The organism is Novosphingobium sp. KA1 (genome assembly GCF_017309955.1).
Classification (GTDB): domain Bacteria; phylum Pseudomonadota; class Alphaproteobacteria; order Sphingomonadales; family Sphingomonadaceae; genus Novosphingobium.
In genome coordinates this window covers 3,513,865-3,529,477 of the sequence record NZ_CP021247.1, presented here as the reverse complement: position 1 = coordinate 3,529,477, position 15,613 = coordinate 3,513,865, and the positions used below count along the sequence as shown (strand labels likewise).

11 protein-coding genes and 1 tRNA gene are annotated in these 15,613 nt (G+C 67.3%); 3 read left to right on the top strand and 9 right to left on the bottom strand.

Annotation, left to right across the window (positions count from 1 at the left end; genetic code table 11):
* Position 1: 1 nt before the first annotated feature.
* From CA833_RS16980 to CA833_RS16970, 3 genes are read right to left on the bottom strand one after another with little or no spacing between them, the layout of a single operon-like run.
* A complete protein-coding gene (locus tag CA833_RS16980) occupies positions 2–1,411 on the bottom strand; it encodes an efflux transporter outer membrane subunit (RefSeq protein WP_242526166.1) in 1,410 nt (469 codons plus the stop codon).
* Positions 1,408–4,605, bottom strand: a complete 3,198-nt coding sequence (locus CA833_RS16975; protein WP_207078713.1) for a multidrug efflux RND transporter permease subunit — start codon at positions 4,603–4,605, stop codon at positions 1,408–1,410. Before CA833_RS16975 ends, CA833_RS16980 begins: the two co-directional genes overlap by 4 nt.
* A 7-nt stretch (positions 4,606–4,612) precedes the next feature.
* Complete coding sequence (locus tag CA833_RS16970) at positions 4,613–5,812, bottom strand: efflux RND transporter periplasmic adaptor subunit (protein ID WP_142633165.1); 1,200 nt, start codon at positions 5,810–5,812, stop codon at positions 4,613–4,615.
* Positions 5,813–6,115: 303 nt separating this feature from the next.
* Between CA833_RS16970 and CA833_RS16965 the strand changes: the two genes are divergently transcribed.
* Complete coding sequence (locus CA833_RS16965; protein WP_242526165.1) at positions 6,116–7,408, top strand: HAMP domain-containing sensor histidine kinase; 1,293 nt, start codon at positions 6,116–6,118, stop codon at positions 7,406–7,408.
* A 61-nt stretch (positions 7,409–7,469) separates the two neighbouring features.
* Here the strand turns inward: CA833_RS16965 and CA833_RS16960 are convergent.
* The 5 genes from CA833_RS16960 to infA all read right to left on the bottom strand — a co-directional run bounded on the left by CA833_RS16960 (position 7,470) and on the right by infA (position 9,685).
* Positions 7,470–7,545 (bottom strand) — tRNA-Phe (locus tag CA833_RS16960).
* Positions 7,546–7,644: 99 nt separating this feature from the next.
* Entirely contained in the window at positions 7,645–7,839 is a 195-nt protein-coding gene (locus CA833_RS16955; RefSeq protein WP_142633168.1) for a DNA gyrase inhibitor YacG, read from the bottom strand.
* The gene (locus CA833_RS16950; protein ID WP_207078712.1) at positions 7,836–8,810 is read right to left on the bottom strand and encodes a ribonuclease E/G; all 975 of its coding nucleotides are present in this window, start codon (positions 8,808–8,810) and stop codon (positions 7,836–7,838) included. The genes CA833_RS16955 and CA833_RS16950 overlap by 4 nt, the downstream gene beginning before the upstream one ends.
* Entirely contained in the window at positions 8,803–9,459 is a 657-nt protein-coding gene (locus CA833_RS16945; protein WP_207078711.1) for a nucleoside triphosphate pyrophosphatase, read from the bottom strand. The genes CA833_RS16950 and CA833_RS16945 overlap by 8 nt, the downstream gene beginning before the upstream one ends.
* Entirely contained in the window at positions 9,440–9,685 is a 246-nt protein-coding gene (gene infA / locus CA833_RS16940) for a translation initiation factor IF-1 (RefSeq protein WP_007014967.1), read from the bottom strand. The genes CA833_RS16945 and infA overlap by 20 nt, the downstream gene beginning before the upstream one ends.
* Before the next feature lie 223 nt (positions 9,686–9,908).
* Here infA and CA833_RS16935 point away from each other — a divergent pair, with 223 nt between their 5' ends.
* Complete coding sequence (locus CA833_RS16935; protein WP_207078710.1) at positions 9,909–12,542, top strand: TonB-dependent receptor; 2,634 nt, start codon at positions 9,909–9,911, stop codon at positions 12,540–12,542.
* 212 nt (positions 12,543–12,754) lie between these two features.
* Positions 12,755–14,698 carry an excinuclease ABC subunit UvrC gene (gene uvrC, locus CA833_RS16930; protein WP_185928759.1) on the top strand — a complete coding sequence of 648 codons (1,944 nt, stop codon included), beginning with the start codon at positions 12,755–12,757 and terminating at the stop codon, positions 14,696–14,698.
* A 4-nt stretch (positions 14,699–14,702) separates the two neighbouring features.
* On the opposite strand, the gene CA833_RS16925 is transcribed toward uvrC, so the two are convergent.
* The gene (locus CA833_RS16925) at positions 14,703–15,404 is read right to left on the bottom strand and encodes a hypothetical protein (RefSeq protein WP_207078709.1); all 702 of its coding nucleotides are present in this window, start codon (positions 15,402–15,404) and stop codon (positions 14,703–14,705) included.
* Positions 15,405–15,613 lie beyond the last annotated feature (209 nt).

The following is a 15,613-nucleotide window of genomic DNA, read 5'->3' as shown; positions in this document are numbered from 1 at the left end:
CTTACGGCTGGGCGGGTGCGGTCGCCTGATCGCCGCCGAGCACGCGGTAGAGCGTCACGCGGTTGCTGGCGACGGCGAGGCGCACCGCGATTTCCTGCTTGCGCGCGGTGTAGAGGCTGCGCTGCGCGTCGAGGTTGTCGAGCGAGCTGGAGATGCCCTGCTTGTAGCTGGCCTCGGTCAGCTTCGCAGTGTCGCTGGCGGCGTTCGAATAGGCGCTGGCGGCGCGCAGGCGCTCGTCCAGCGTGCCCTGATCGGCAAGGGCATCGGCCACTTCGCTGAACGCGGTCTGGATCGACTTCTCGTAAGTCGCCAGCGCCGCATCGCGCCTGGCTTTCGAGACGTCGACATTGGCCGCCTTGCCGCCGGCGTTGAAGATCGTCCAGCTGGCATCCGCGCCTGCCGTTGCCGAGAACGCGCCCTTGTCGAACAGCGAGGACAGCGCGCCGCTGGCAAAGCCGAGCAGGCCGGTGATCGAGATCGACGGGAACAGCTGCGCCCGCGCCGCGCCGATGTCGGCATTGGCGGCGCGCAGGGCATATTCGGCTTCCACCACGTCCGGACGGCGGAGCAGGACTTGCGAACTGGTGCCGGCGGGCAGGACGGCGAGCGAGGCGTTGACCTCGTCGATGCCGCCCGGCAGCAGGCTCTGGTCGAAATCGGCGCCCACCAGCAGGCGGATCGCGTTGATGTCCTGCGCCAGCGCGGTCTTCTGTGCGGCGAGGTCGCCTCTGGCGGTTTCGAGGACCTGTTCCGCTTGCCGAAGGTCCGTGCGCGGGGCGATGCCGCCCTTGAGGCGGGCACCGGTCAGCGTGACCGAGCGTTCGGCATTGGCCGCCGTTGCCTCGGCGATCTTCAGGAGATCGTTATCGGCACCGTAGTTGGCCCAGGCCTGCGCGAGATCGGCGACAAGGCCGAGGCGCACGGTGCGGGCATCGGCTTCGGTCGAGACGGCGGTATCGCGCTGGGCCTGCGTGGCGCTCGCGTACTTGCCGAAGAAATCCAGTTCGAAGCTGGAAATGCCGCCCTTCAGCGACAGCGCGGTGCTGTCGCCCGAACCGTTCACTTGCGTGCGGGTGCCCGATCCGGTCACGCCGAGCGCGGGGATCTGGTCGGCGCGGGTGACGCGCACTTGCGCCCGTGCCGCTGCCACATTGGCCGCCGCGACGCGCAAGTCGCGGTTGTTGAGGAGGGCCTGCTCGACCAGCTTCTGCAGGCGCGGGTCGCGGAAGATTTCCGAATAGGACACCAGCGGCAGGTTTGCCTCGCTCTGCGCGAGATAGGCGTCACCCACCGGCCAGGAGGCCGGGGCGGGAAGCGGCGGCTGCACGTATTTGGGGGCCATCGAACAGGCGGCAAGCGCCAGCGCGGGCAGGGTGAGCGCCATGCGCTTCAGCATGCGGGCGCGGATCATGCGGCGTCTCCCTTGGCGGCGCGGCGATTGCGAAGATAGCGGTGGGCAACGGCCAGGCCTTCGCGGACACTGCGACGAACGATGACGAAGAACAGCGGGATAAAGAAGATCGCCAGCAGCGTTGCCGTCAGCATGCCGCCGACGACGGCGGTGCCGATGGCGATGCGGCTGTTGGCGCCGGCTCCGCTGGCGACGGCAAGCGGAAGCACGCCGAAGATGAAGGCGAAGCTGGTCATCAGGATCGGACGCAGGCGGATGCGCGCGGCTTCGAGCGCCGCCTCGATCACGCGCTTGCCCTGCTTTTCGGCCTGTTCGGCAAACTCGATCATCAGGATCGCGTTCTTGGCGGCAAGGCCCATCGTCGTCAGCAGGCCGATCTGCAGGTAGACGTCGTTCTCCAGTCCGCGCAGCGTCACCGCGAGGATCGCGCCCAGCAGGCCGAGCGGGATGATCAGGATCACCGCGATCGGGATCGACCAGCTCTCGTAGAGCGCGGCAAGGCAGAGGAACACCACCAGCAGCGACAGCGCGTAAAGGATCGGTCCCTGGCCCGAGGAGAGGCGCTCCTGATAGGACGAGCCGGACCAGGCCACGGCGGTGCCCGGGATCTGGCTGGCGAGGTCTTCCATGATCTGCATCGCCGTGCCCGAACTGACGCCCGAGGCCGGAGTGCCCGAGAACTCGTAAGCCTGCAGGCCGTTGAAGCGCGACGAGGTACTGGGCGCGGTCGACCAGCTGATCGAGGAGAAGGCCGAGAACGGCGCCATCTGCCCGTCGGTGCCGCGCACGAACCAGCGCGAAAGGTCTTCGGGGCGCGAGCGGAACTGCGCATCGCCCTGGACGTAGACACGCTTGACGCGGCCCTTGTCGAGGAAGTCGTTCACGTAAGTGCCGCCCCAGGCCGTCTGCAGCGTGGAGTTGGCGTTCGCGGCGGTCAGTCCGTAAGTGGTCAAGGCGCGCGTGTTCATCGCCACCTTGAGCGTGGATACGTCCGGAAGGTCGCTGAGGCGCACGTTGGTGAGGCGGCTGTCCTCGCCCGCCTTGGCCAGCAGTTCGTCACGGGCCTGCTGGAACTGCGCGCGGGTCATGCCGGAGCGGTTCTGCAGTTCCATGGTGAAGCCCGCGGACGAGCCGAGGCCGCGGATGGCGCCGGGTACGAGCGTGAAGACCTGGGCGTCGCGCAGCCCGCGGAACGCGCCGTTGGCGCGCTGGACGATGGCGGCCGCGGTGTTCTTCGCGCCGGGGCGCTCTTCCCAGTCGACCAGGGTGATGAAGGCGGAGCCGGTGTTCTGGCCCGATGCGCCCATGCCGCCGCCCGAGAGCGACAGCATCGTCGCGATATTGTGCTTCTCGTAAGTCTGGAAATAGGTCTCGATCTGCTTCTGCACTTCTTCCGTGCGGGTGCGCGGCGAGCCTGCCGGCAGGCGCCACTGCACCATGATCGTGCCCTGGTCCTCGTTCGGCAGGAAGCCGGTCGGCAGGCGCTGGAACAGCATGAAGGTGGCAACGCAGGCGATCGCGAAGAGGGCAAGCCAGCGCCACTTGTGCTGCACCACACGCTCGACGCGGCGGGCATAGGCATCGGTCATGCGCTCGAAGCCGGTATTGAACCCGGTGTGGAAGCGGTGCCAGAGGCGGCCCAGCCAGGGCAGGTGGCGGTCCACCCAGGTGGGTTCCTCCTCGCCCTGGGTCTTGGGCTTGAGCAGGGTGGCGGTCAGCGCCGGGCTCAGGATCAGGGCCACCAGCACCGAGAGCACCATGGCAACGACGATCGTCAGCGAGAACTGGCGATAGATCACGCCGGTCGATCCGCCGAAGAAGGCCATCGGCAGGAACACCGCCGACAGCACCAGCGCGATGGCGACCAGCGCGACCTGGATTTCCTGCATCGACAGGATCGTCGCCTGCCGGGGCGTCATGCCCGGGTTTTCCTCAAGCAGTCGCTCGACGTTCTCGACCACGACGATGGCATCGTCGACCAGGAGGCCGATCGCCAGCACCAGGCCGAACAGCGTGAGCGTGTTGATCGAGAATCCGGCGACGTAGAACACCGCAAAGGTGCCCAGCAGCACGACCGGAACCGCGATCGCGGGGATCAGCGTGGCGCGCCAGCTTTGCAGGAACACGAACATCACGATCACGACCAGCACGATCGCCTCGAACAGCGACTTCTCGACTTCGGCCACCGAGAGCTTGATGAACGCGGTGGAATCGCTGCCGTAAGTGTAGTCGAGGCCGTCCGGCATGCCCTTGGCGAGATCGACCATGGCCGACTTGACCCGCTCCGCCGTCGCCAGCGCGTCGGCGCCGGGCGAGAGCGAGATCGAGATGCCGGCGCCGGGATGGCCGTTGATGCGCATGATCGTGCTGTAGTTCTCCGCGCCGATCTCGACACGGGCGACATCGCCGATGGTCACGCTGGAGCCGTCGGTGTTGGTCTTGAGCACGATGGCGCGGAACTGGTCGGCCGTCTGCAGGCGCGAGCCGGCGGTGACGATGGCGTCGATCGACTGGTCCTGCGGCGCGGGAAGGCCGCCGATCTCGCCCGCGGCAACTTCGGTGTTCTGCGCGGTGATGGCCGAGGTCACGTCGCTGGGCATCAGCGAAACCGCCGCCAGCTTGTTGGGGTCGAGCCAGATGCGCATCGCGTGCGGGGCGCCGAACACATTGACGTCGCCGACACCCTCGATACGCGAGAGCGGATCCTGGATGTTCGAGGTCAGGTAGTCGGAAACGTCCTGGTTGGAACGGCCGTTGCTCTTGTCGTAGACGCCGACCATCAACAGCTGGTCGGGGTTCGACTTGGTGACCGTCACGCCCTGGCTTTGCACTGCCTGCGGCAGGCGCGAGAGCGCGGACTGGACCTTGTTCTGGACCTGGACCTGGGCGATGTCGGGATCGGTGCCCTTGGCGAAGACCGCGCTGATCGTGGCCTGTCCGCGGTTCGAGGACTGCGACGAGAAGTAGAGCAGGCCGTCGATGCCGGTCAGCTGCTGCTCGATCACCTGGGTGACGCTGTTCTCGATCGTTTCCGCCGAGGCGCCGTTGTAGGTCGCGCGGATGTTGACCTGGGCCGGGGCGATGTCGGGGTACTGCTCGTTGGGCAGGAAGGCGAGGGCGCCGAGCCCCGCCATCATCACGATGATGGCAAGGACCCATGCGAAGATCGGCCTGTCGATGAAGATGCGCGACATGGGAGGATCAGTGGCCCTTGGCTGCGCCGGGCTTGCCGGACTGGGGCTTCACTTCCTGCGGCGCGGTGGACAGCACGGCCTTGATCTCGGCGCCCTGCTTGAGGCCGTTGAGACCCTGGACGATCACCTTGTCGCCGCGCTGCAGGCCCGAGGTCACGACCGAGTTGGGCCCGTTCGTCCGGTTGGTCTCGATCTTGCGGCGGGCCGCCTTGCCGTCGGCGCCGACCACCATGACGTAAGCCGAGCCGTCGAAATCGCGCTGCACGGCGTTCTGCGGCACGAGGAAGGCATTGGGGTCGTTGGCCTGGTCGAACACCGCCGAGACGAACATGCCGGGAAGCAGCAGGCCGTCGGGGTTCGGGAACTCGGCGCGCAGGGTCACGGTGCCGGTGCCTTCGTCCACGGTCACTTCGGAGAAGCGCACGGTGCCGGGCAGCGCGTACTGGCTGCCGTCATCGAAGGTGAGGTGCACGGTGGTGCTGCCGGGGATGACGCCGCCGGCCGCCAGCTTGCGGCGCAGCGCGGTGATTTCGGCGGCGGACTGCTGCATGTCGACGTAGATCGGGTCCATGCGCTGGATCACCGCGAGCGGATCGGTCTGGCTGGCGCTGGCAAGCGCGCCGACGGTGATCAACGAGCGACCGATGCGGCCGCTGATCGGCGCCGGCACGGTGGTGAAGCGCAAGTTGATCTTCGCGGTGTCGAGCGTGGCGGCGTTCTGCGCGATCGAGGCATTGGCCGAGCGCGCGGTTGCCAGTGCATCGGCGTAGTCCTGCTTGGCGACGGCCTCCATGTCGGCCAGCGGCTTGTAGCGCTGGGCCTTGGCACCGGCCGCCTCGGCCGTGGCGCGGGCACTGGCGAGATCGGCCGAAGCCTGGTTCACCGCGGCGCGGTAGAGGCTGGGGTCGATCTGGTAGAGCGGCTGCCCTGCCTTCACGAGGGTGCCCTCGGTGAAGAAGCGCTTGACGATCACGCCGGTGACCTGCGGGCGCACTTCGCTGGTCTCGTAGGCCACGGTGCGGCCGCTGAGCGTCACCGCGACGGGCACGGTCGAGGGCTGGGCGACGATGTAGCCGACTTGCGTGGGTGGGCGCTTGTCATCCTTCTTTTCGCCCGAGCAACTGACCAGCAGCGAGGCGATGACCAGCGACAGCGCGGTCCGGCGGAAGGGAAGGGCGGAAAGAGGGGCTGGAATCGTCAAAGGCATGGTCGATTTCAAGTTGCGCACCCGATCACGGAAAAGTGCGCGAGCTATCGAGGCAATCGGCGACGACCGCAAGCCGGCATTTCGCAAGTGCGACAATTTGTGACCGAATGCCGTTTTATGCAATTGCATCGCCGCCCTCGCGGATTTTTGCTCTAAAACGGGGAGGTGACGGGCCATGTCAAAACGTTGCTGCCCTTGCGCGGGCCATTGACGCGCGTGCATGCGGGTGAGAGCCCGAGGCAAGGCGCTGCCCCCGCGCAGGCGGAACGATGGAGCATGGCGCCGCCGAGAAGAGAGGTGAGAGTGCCGCATTTCCGTTCGCCCCGCCTGGCCGTGCAGGCCGCGTCGTTGCTGCTCCTGCTCGGGCTGGTGCAGCTGGGGGGCAGCATCGCCTTCTATCAGGCCATCGACCGCCAGACGCTGCGCGAGGATCACGCGCGGCGCATCGCCGAATTGCTGGTGGTGAGCGACCGGCTGCACCGTCTCGATGCCCGGCGAACGGCCGAAGTGATGTCGACGCGGCATCTCGATGCGCGCGTGGATGCCGCGCCTGCGGTGCCCCGCATGGGGCAGGGGCGGACGCTGCAGCTGATTGCGGGGCAGGTCGTGCACTGGGAGCCGGGGCTGGCGACGCGGCCGCTGCATCTTGCCTTCGCGGACAAGCGCGGAGGCGGGCGCGATCTGGTGGGCTCGATTCGCCTTGCCGACGGGCAGTGGCTGAACTTCCGTTCGCGTGATTTCGGGGCGATGTGGCCGATCGCCCTGAGGGCGACGATCCTGACCTTCTTCACCGCGCTGGCCTGTCTTGCGGTGGGTCTGCTCTTGCTGCGCCTGCTTACGCGGCCGCTCAGGCGCCTGGCGCTGGCCGCCGATGCCATCGGGCATGGCCAGCGCGTGGAGATCGACGAGCGCGGTCCCGAGGACCTGCAGAACCTCGCCCATGCCATGAACGTGATGCAGGAGCGCATCGCCCGGCTGCTCGAGGATCAGGCGCGCTCGTTCGAGGCGATCAGCCATGACTTGCGCACGCCGCTGGCGCGCCAGCGGGTTGCGGTGGATCTTATCGACGACCGCGAGATCTCCGAGATCGTGGCGGGCAGCATCGATGAGATGGAGGGGCTGCTGGCCTCGCTTCAGGGCTATCTGCGCGCCCAGCATCTGGCCAGCGAGGCCGAGGCGGTCGATCTCGCGGCGCTGACCGGCGCGCTCGCGGCGCCTTATGCGGGGCGGGTCCATGTGCTGGGGCCGGAGACGGCCATTGCAACCACTTATGCGGAGCCGGTTCGCCTGGCGCTGGCGGCGCTGGTGGAGAATGCCGTGCGTTATGGCGGCGAGGCGGATGTGCGGATCGGCCGGATGTCCGGCGCATGGGAGATCGAGGTCGAGGATTCCGGCCCCGGCATTCCCGCGGCGCACTTCGAGGACGTGCTGACGCCGTTCTTCCGTCTCGACGAGGCGCGCAGCCGCGATACGCCGGGATTCGGCCTGGGCATTCCCACCGCGCACCGCTTGATGATGCGGTTTGGCGGCAAGCTGTCTTTCGTGGAGCGGGCGGAAGGCGGCCTGAGGGCGACCCTGACCATACCCGAGGCTTGAAAGGGCGCTATGAAATTTCAGGGAGCGGAAAAGGAAAAGGCACCACTTCCTGCTGAGGAAGTGGTGCCCGGGGACGGGATCGAACCGCCGACACCATGATTTTCAGTCATGTGCTCTACCAACTGAGCTACCCGGGCATCCCTGGTCCGGTGCGGTGCCGAAGCTTCCGTACCGTGTCGGTGGCGGGCCTATGGCGAAGGCAGCGGGCCTTGGCAACCTTAAAATGACATCGGGTCTTAATCGTCCTGTGGAAAAATATTCGGCCGCGACAGTTCCGGCAGATCCGGGTCGGCGGGCTGGCCGGGCAGGGCATAGCCGTCGTCGAGCCATTTCAGGAGGTCGCGGTCGCGGCAGCCCTTGGAGCAGAACGGAGTGTGCTCTTCGCTGCGCGGATTGCCGCAGATCGGGCACTTGCGGGTCTTGGTGGTCATGACGTGATCGCCTGCGCGAATCCGCCGGTGAGCGCAAGCGCGGCGTCCTCGTGCCATTGCAGCGCGCGGCCGGTGCGGCGGGCGAGTTCGGCCTCCCACTGCGGCAGGACTTTTGCCCGCACACGCGGATGGGCGGTGAGCAGGAGCGTGCCCGGCTGCGTGACGCGCTCGGCCTGGCGCAGCAGCAGGCGGGCGCAGGCGCCGGCGGGATCGTGGTGCAGGCGGTGGAGAATCGAGGGGCGTTCCAGCCGGGCGATGATCTGCACGAAGCCGAAGCCGTTCATTGCCGTGGACTGGTGCGGCCAGTGGTCGAGCGCCTCGGCCAGCGCCTGGTCAATGGCCTTGCGCTCGTCCTTGCGCTCCAGCGTCGGGAAATCGATGCCGATCGATCCGCCAAGGTCGAACTGTTCCAGCGCGCGGGCGATTGCCGGCACGGCCGCGCGGGCAAGCGCGGCAGGGGGCAGGGTGCCGTCGATGTCGATCAGCGTCATCGCCGGGGTCGGGATGACCAGCAGCGCGCCGCCGTCGAACAGGACTTCGCCCGAGAAGGCCTCGGCGAAGAGTTCGGGCCAGGGATCTTCGGCAAAGGCGCGCAGACGGCGTACCGCCATGCCGCCTGCGCGCAGCGATTCGCCGAGCGAGGGGGCCGGGCGCGGGTCCAGTTCGCTGGGCCGCGCCTGGGCGCGCTTGAGGCGGCCGGTCTCGGCCATCGCGGAGCGGGTGACGATCAGCCGGATCGGTGCGCCTTCACTGGCATCGGCGGGCAGTCCGTCGACCAGGGCTTCCTCGCCCGAGGGGAAGCGGGCGGTGCCGCGCTTCGCCCCCTTGCTGCGGCTGATAAGCACGGCATCGGCCACTTCGCCGGACCTCAGGCCGGTGTGCCATTCCAGCCGGGCGGCCAGAACGGTGCCGTTATCGACGAGGACCGCGCGGGTCTCGCCGATCCCGTCCTCGACCAGCCATTCAGCCAATGGCGAAGCCGGCTGCCTTGAGCAGCGCGCGCGTTTCGAACAGGGGGAGGCCGACGACGCCGGAATGGCTGCCGGAAATCCAGGTGATCAGCCCTTCGGCACTGCCCTGGATGGCATAACCGCCTGCCTTGCCGTGCCACTCGCCGCCGGCGATATAGGCCTCGACCTCATCCTTCGAGAGCGACTTGAAGCAGACGATCGTTTCGGACAGCCGTTCGCGCAGGGTGCCGTCGGGGGATCTGAGGGCAATGGCGGAAAGCACGCGGTGACGGCGGCCCGAGAGCAGCGCGAGGCATTCGCGCGCGGTCTTCTCGTCCTCGGCCTTGGGCAGCACGCGGCGTCCGCAGGCCACAACCGTGTCGCCTGCCAGGATATGCACGTCGTCCGCAGTCACCGCGAGCGCCTTTTTGCGCGCCATGCGGCGGGCGTAGGCGCGCGGATGTTCGCGCGCGTCATGCGTCTCGTCGATGTCGGCGGCGACGACGGCGTGCGGTGTCACGCCAAGCCGTCCGATCAGTTCGCGCCGACGCGGGCTCGCCGAGGCAAGCAGCAGGCGCGGTCCGCCTGAAGCGTCGTTCACCGAAACGGGGCCAGCCGAAACGATAGCGTCCCCTTCAGGGGACGCGGCATCAGTACTGACCGGGGCCACCGCGACCAGGCATGAAGCGGTAGGTGATACGGCCCTTGGTAAGGTCGTAAGGGGTCAGTTCGACGAGGACCTCGTCACCGACGAGCACGCGGATGCGGTTCTTGCGCATCTTGCCGGCGGTGTGGCCCAGGATCTCGTGGCCATTTTCGAGCTCGACGCGGAACATCGCGTTGGGAAGCAGTTCGACCACACGGCCGCGCATTTCGAGAAGTTCTTCTTTCGCCATCGGCGATCAATATCCGTAAGCTAGCTTTGTCGTTGGGGCGCGACATAGCCACGACTCGCCGAAAATGGAAGCCTTGGCGAACATTCGGTTGAATTGACCGGATTTCACCTTCTGGCAGCGGCCTTGCGACAAAATGTTACCGCAGGTCGGCTTGCGGCCGTTTCGCACTCGCGGCATCTGCCCTGCGGGGGATAGCGACCCTGTCTTTTGGCGGAGATCCGAGTTGCGTAGTGTTCATACGATCGCCTTTGCGGCGGGCGTCAGCCTGTCGGCGATGGCTCCTGTCCTGGCCCATGCGCAGGACGGGCCGGTGGCAGCCACCGGCAGGCTGAGCACGGTGCATGACGATGCGGCGGAAGCGTCCGGCGGCGCCGGGAGCGCGCCGGCCAGTTCCGCAGCGCCGAAACCGGATCCGGAAGCGCAGCTGAATGCGCAAGGCACGGTGACGATCGTGCCCACCACGCGCGGCAAGGACATCGTCGTCACCGCGGCGCGGGTCGCGGGGCAGCTCGATGTGCCGCAGCAGCCGATCCAGACCTTCGACGAGGACGACATTGCCGCGTACGGCGTCAACTCGATCAGCGAACTGATCGATGCGATCTCGCCGCAGACCGGCAGCGGCCGCGGGCGGGGAAGCGGCGGGCCGGTGATGCTGGTCAACGGCCAGCGCATCACCAGCTTCCGCGAGATGCGCGACATTCCGCCCGAGGCCATCCGCCGCCTGGAAGTCCTGCCCGAGGAGGTCGCCCTGCGTTTCGGGTATGCCGCCAACCAGCGGGTGGTGAACATCATCCTCAAGAAGAAGTTCGACGCCGCGACCGCCGCCGGGGAATACAACCGCCCGACGCGCGGCGGCTATGACAATTACGAATTGCAGACCGGGCTGTTCAAGGTGGCCGGGCCGCGCCGTTACAACGTCACCGCAAAATATAGCGATACCTCGATGCTCACCGAGGACGAGCGGGGCGTCACGCAGGCCGAGGGCAGCGTTCCCACCGTCGCGGGGGATCCCAGCCCGGCGCACTATCGCAGCCTTGCGGCAGCCGATTCCGAATTCACGCTGAACGGCACCATGACACAGGGCATCGGCAAGGACGGGCTCGACGGTTCGTTCACCACCAACGGCACCTTCACACATTCGGTCACCAACAGCTGGTCGGGCCTCGATACAGTCACGCTGGTGCAGGACGGCGATTCGGCGGTCCGCGCCTTGCCCGATCCGCTGGCGACGCGGGTGGAGACCAACCAGTTCCAGGCCGGGCTTGGCTATAGCCGCATGCTCGGCACCTGGAATTTCAACGTGACCAACGATGCCGGCTACACGATCACCCAGACCGATACCGACCGGCGCCGGGACACCTCGGGTCTGGTCGCGGCGGCGGCGGCGGGCGATCTGGCCATCGACGGGGCCCTGCCTTTCGTGCCCGGTGCCGGTGTGGACGAAGCGCGTAACCGCACGACGACATTGTCCTCGATGGCGACGCTTTCGGGCCGTCCGTTCACGATGCCGGCGGGCGATGCCAACCTGACTTTCAAGGGCGGCTACGACTATACGCATAGCAATAGCGAGAACACGGCTTCCGATGTGGGCCGGATCGGCCTGACGCGCGGGGACCTCTCGGGCCTCGTCAATCTCGCGCTGCCGCTGACCAGCCGCAGCCGCGATACGCTGGGGGCGGTGGGCGACATCACGCTGAACCTCAGCGGCGGGCTCGATCACCTCTCGGACTTCGGCACGCTTTACAACTGGAGCGCAGGTGTCACCTGGTCGCCGACCGACAGGCTGAGCTTCCAGGCGAGCTATATCGTCGAGGAGGCGGCGCCCACGCTCACCCAGCTCGGCGCGCCGATCGTGCAGACCTACAACGTCTCGGTCTACGACTTCACCCAGAACCGGACGGCGCTGGTGACGGTGACGAGCGGCGGCAATCCCGATCTGGTCAAGGAAAAGCAGCGCGACATCAAGCTGGGCGCGACCTGGCAGCTGCCGTTCCTGCAGCGCTCCAACCTGATGGTGGAGTACTTCCACAACCGATCGAACGACGTCTCCGAGGCCTTCCCGATGCTGACCCCGGCGGTGGAATCCGCCTTCGCGGGCCGGGTGACGCGTGATGCCGACGGCAACCTGATCGCGCTGGACCGCCGTGCGGTGACGTTCGATCAGGAAACCAGTTCGCGCATCCGCTGGGGGCTCAATCTCTCGGGCAGCATCGGCGCGCAAGGGCAGGGCGGTCCGGGCGGATTTGGCGGGCCGCCGCCGGGCGGGCCTTCTTCGGGGGGACCGGGCGGTGCCGGTGCCGGAGCTCGTGGCCCTGGTGGTCCGGGCGGCTCCGGCGGGCCGCCGCCGATGATGGGCGGTGGTCGCGGGCCGCAGGGTACGCGCTGGAACCTGTCGATCTACCACACCTGGCGCTTTACCGACCGGGTGCGGATCGCCGAGGGTGTGCCCGAACTCGACCAGCTGAACGGCGAGGCGCTGACGGCGGGCGGCGTGCCGCGCCATGCCATCGAGGCCGAGGGCGGCCTGTTCTCCAACGGCTACGGTTTCCGCCTGAAGGCCGAGTGGGATGCGCCCAGCACGGTGGACGGCACCGGCGCGCCGGGCAGCACCGACTTGCGCTTCGGCAGCACGTTCGTGGCCAACCTGCGCATCTTCGCCGACCTCGGCCGCAAGGAAGAGCTGGTGAAGAAAGTGCCGTTCCTCAAGGGCATGCGCGTGTCGTTCGTGGCCGACAACCTGCTCGATTCGCGCCAGAAGGTCACCGACGACAATGGCCTGACGCCGATCGCCTACCAGCGCGCCTATCGCAGCCCGCAAGGTCGTGTGATCGGCATCGACGTGCGCAAGATGTTCTGAGTACTTGTCTGAAAATCCGCCATGGGCGGATTTTGCGGCACCGGCCCGCTCCCCCACCCGACCTCCCATCCAGGATACACTGTTGTGGGAGGTCGGGTGGGGGAGCGGGCCGGTACCGCATCAAAAATGCCCCACGGGCATTTTTCAAACGGACTCTGGATTGATCCGTGCCGGGGCTACCCGATCCGGCACGGATACCCTATCTGGCGGGCATGGCGCGAACACCTGCCGGAACTCCTGAACACCCCAAGGGCACCGCACGCTTCAACGAGGAGCAGGCGACCTCGGCCCTGCGCGGCTCGGACCAGCCCGACCTGATGAAAGGCGTGGAAGCGATCCGCGAGGTCGTGCGCACGCTGCCCGCCAAGCCCGGCGTCTACCGCATGCAGGACGCGCGCGGCGACGTGCTCTACGTCGGCAAGGCGCGGGTGCTGCGCAACCGCGTGACCAATTACACGCAGTGGGAACGCTTGCCGATCCGCCTGCAGCGCATGGTCAGCCAGACGCGCAGCATGACCATCGTCACCACCAATTCCGAGGCCGAGGCGCTGCTGCTGGAAGCGCAGCTGATCAAGCGCTTCCGCCCCGCCTACAACGTGCTGCTGCGCGACGACAAGTCGTTCCCCTTTATCCTGCTGCGCGCCGAGCATGACTTCCCGCGCATCATGAAGCATCGCGGCGCGCGCAAGATGAAGGGCAATTATTACGGCCCCTTCGCCAGTGCCGGATCGGTCAACACCACGATCAACGCGCTGCAGAAGCTGTTCCTGCTGCGCTCCTGCACCGACAGCTTCTTCGCGCGGCGCGACCGGCCCTGCCTGCTCTACCAGATCAAGCGCTGTTCGGCCCCTTGCGTCGGCCGGATCGACGAGGCGGGTTACGGCGAACTCGTGAAGGAGGCCAAGGACTTCCTCGGCGGCAAGTCCAGCGCGGTGCAGAAGAAGATCGAGAGCCAGATGGCCGAAGCCGCCGAAGCGCTGGACTTCGAGCGCGCCGCCATGCTGCGCGACCGTCTGCGCGCGGCGACGTTCATCCAGGGCAGTCAGGCGATCAATGCCGAGGGCATGGACAGCGCCGACATCTTCGCGATGGCGGCCAGGAACGGCCAGATCGGCGTGCAGGCCTTTTTCATTCGCGGCGGCCAGAACTGGGGGCACCGCGCGTTTTTCCCGAGCCACACCGAGGGACTGTCGGAAGAAGAGGTGTTCCAGAGCTTTCTCGCCCAGTTCTACGAGGAAGTGCCGCCCGCGCGCACGATCCTGGTCGACCGTGAACTGCCCGAGGCCGAACTCATGGCCGAGGCGTTCCGGGAACTGGCGGGCGGCAAGGTCGAGATCTCGGTCCCCCAGCGCGGCAACCGCCGCCGGCTGATGGACCAGGCCCTGCGCAATGCGGTCGAGGCGCTCGACCGGCGCATGGCCGAACGCGGATCGCAGGCGAAGATCTGGCGCGAGATGGCCGAATTCCTGGAACTGCCGGACCTGCCGCAGCGCGTGGAAGTCTACGACAACTCGCACATTCAGGGCAGCAAGGCGGTCGGCGCGATGGTGGTGGCGGGGCCGGAGGGTTTCCTCACCAGCCAGTACCGCAAGTTCAACATCCGCGAGGCGCAGTCGAACGACGACTTTGCGATGATGCGCGAAGTCATGACCCGCCGCTTCGGCCGTGTTCAGGAAGAAGACCCCGAGCGCGAAAGCGGGACATGGCCCGACCTCGTGCTGATCGACGGCGGCAAGGGGCAGATGAGCGCGGTGAAGGACGCGCTGGAGGAACTCGGCATCGAGGACGTCAACCTCATCGCCATCGCCAAGGGCCCCAACCACGGGCGCGAAGGGCGCGAGGTGTTCCACTTCCCCGACGGGCGCGAGAAGATGCTGCCGGTGAACTCACCGCTGCTGTTCCATCTCCAGCGCCTGCGCGACGAGGTTCACCGCTTCGTGATCGGTGCGCACCGCGCCAAGCGCAGCCGCGCGATCACCGCCAGCCCGCTGGACGAGATCCCCGGCATCGGCCCGGCGCGCAAGCGTGCCCTGCTGCTGCACTTCGGCACGGCGGGCAAGGTGAGGGCGGCCAGCCTGGAAGACCTCCAGCGTGCCCCCGGCGTCAGCGCGGCAGTGGCGCAGACGATCTACGATTTCTATCACCCGGGCGGGTGAGGCATCACTTGCACTTCTCGTGCGTGCCGATGTCGCGCACGTCGCTGGCCTTGCCGTCCGCGGTGGTCATCTGCACGCACTGGGCGGATTCCCGGCGATACCAGATCGTGTAGGAGGTATTGCCGCTCTGGAAGGCGTCGACATTGGCGAAGCCGCGATTGCGCAGTTCGCTGTCGGCCGTGGAGGCGCGCCAGCCGTTGAGGTCAGACACGGTGACGGCGCCGTTTCCGTTGCCTGAGGGGCCGTCGCTGCTCTTCTTGGCGTCCGACTTGTGCGAAGCGGACGCTGCGAGGGCGGCGATCAGCGCGGCACCGGCGACGACGGCCACCGCGGTTCCCGTGCCCGAACCGGACTTCTTGCCGCAATCCTTGGCCGAGGCATCGTCGATGGCGCGAATGCGTCCGTCGCGGGTCTTCACGTCCACGCAGCGGTCGTGCTTGCTGTTCCACCAGAAGGCGTGGCGGTTCTTGTCCCCGGCGTAACCGGTCTGGAAACGATAACCGCGATCGCGCAGTTCGCGTTCCGCCGAACTCGCCCGCATGCCGACCAGATCATAGAGGCCGGAGCCGTCTCTCGCGGCGCCGGGGGTGGTCATGGCGGAGGCCGTCAGGGCAAGGACGATGCCCCATGTGCGGGTGAAAACGCGGGTGGATGGCGGGCGGGTCGTGGCAGGCCGTTTGGCGGCATCGCGATGGAACTGGGTCATGGAAGCCTCCGAGTCGCACTTCGGAAGTGTGAAAAATCGCACAAAAGCGAGGGGATGTCGCGCGCCGCCTTCAATACCAAGGTATGATTCCCATCGACAAACGACATGGCATCAGGGTGGTTCGCAGCCAGGCTTCGGGCTAACACGCGCGCACGGCTGGCGCGGCGTCCTGCCTGCGCAAACAGTACCCGATTTCTCGGAGCCTCTCT

Coding starts and splice junctions, on each gene's coding strand:
- CA833_RS16980 (WP_242526166.1), bottom strand. CDS start 1,411: ATGATCCGCGCCCGCATGCTGAAGCGCATGGCGCTCACCCTGCCCGCG.
- CA833_RS16975 (WP_207078713.1), bottom strand. CDS start 4,605: ATGTCGCGCATCTTCATCGACAGGCCGATCTTCGCATGGGTCCTTGCC.
- CA833_RS16925 (WP_207078709.1), bottom strand. CDS start 15,404: ATGACCCAGTTCCATCGCGATGCCGCCAAACGGCCTGCCACGACCCGC.
- CA833_RS16970 (WP_142633165.1), bottom strand. CDS start 5,812: ATGCCTTTGACGATTCCAGCCCCTCTTTCCGCCCTTCCCTTCCGCCGG.
- uvrC (WP_185928759.1), top strand. CDS start 12,755: ATGGCGCGAACACCTGCCGGAACTCCTGAACACCCCAAGGGCACCGCA.
- infA (WP_007014967.1), bottom strand. CDS start 9,685: ATGGCGAAAGAAGAACTTCTCGAAATGCGCGGCCGTGTGGTCGAACTG.
- CA833_RS16955 (WP_142633168.1), bottom strand. CDS start 7,839: ATGACCACCAAGACCCGCAAGTGCCCGATCTGCGGCAATCCGCGCAGC.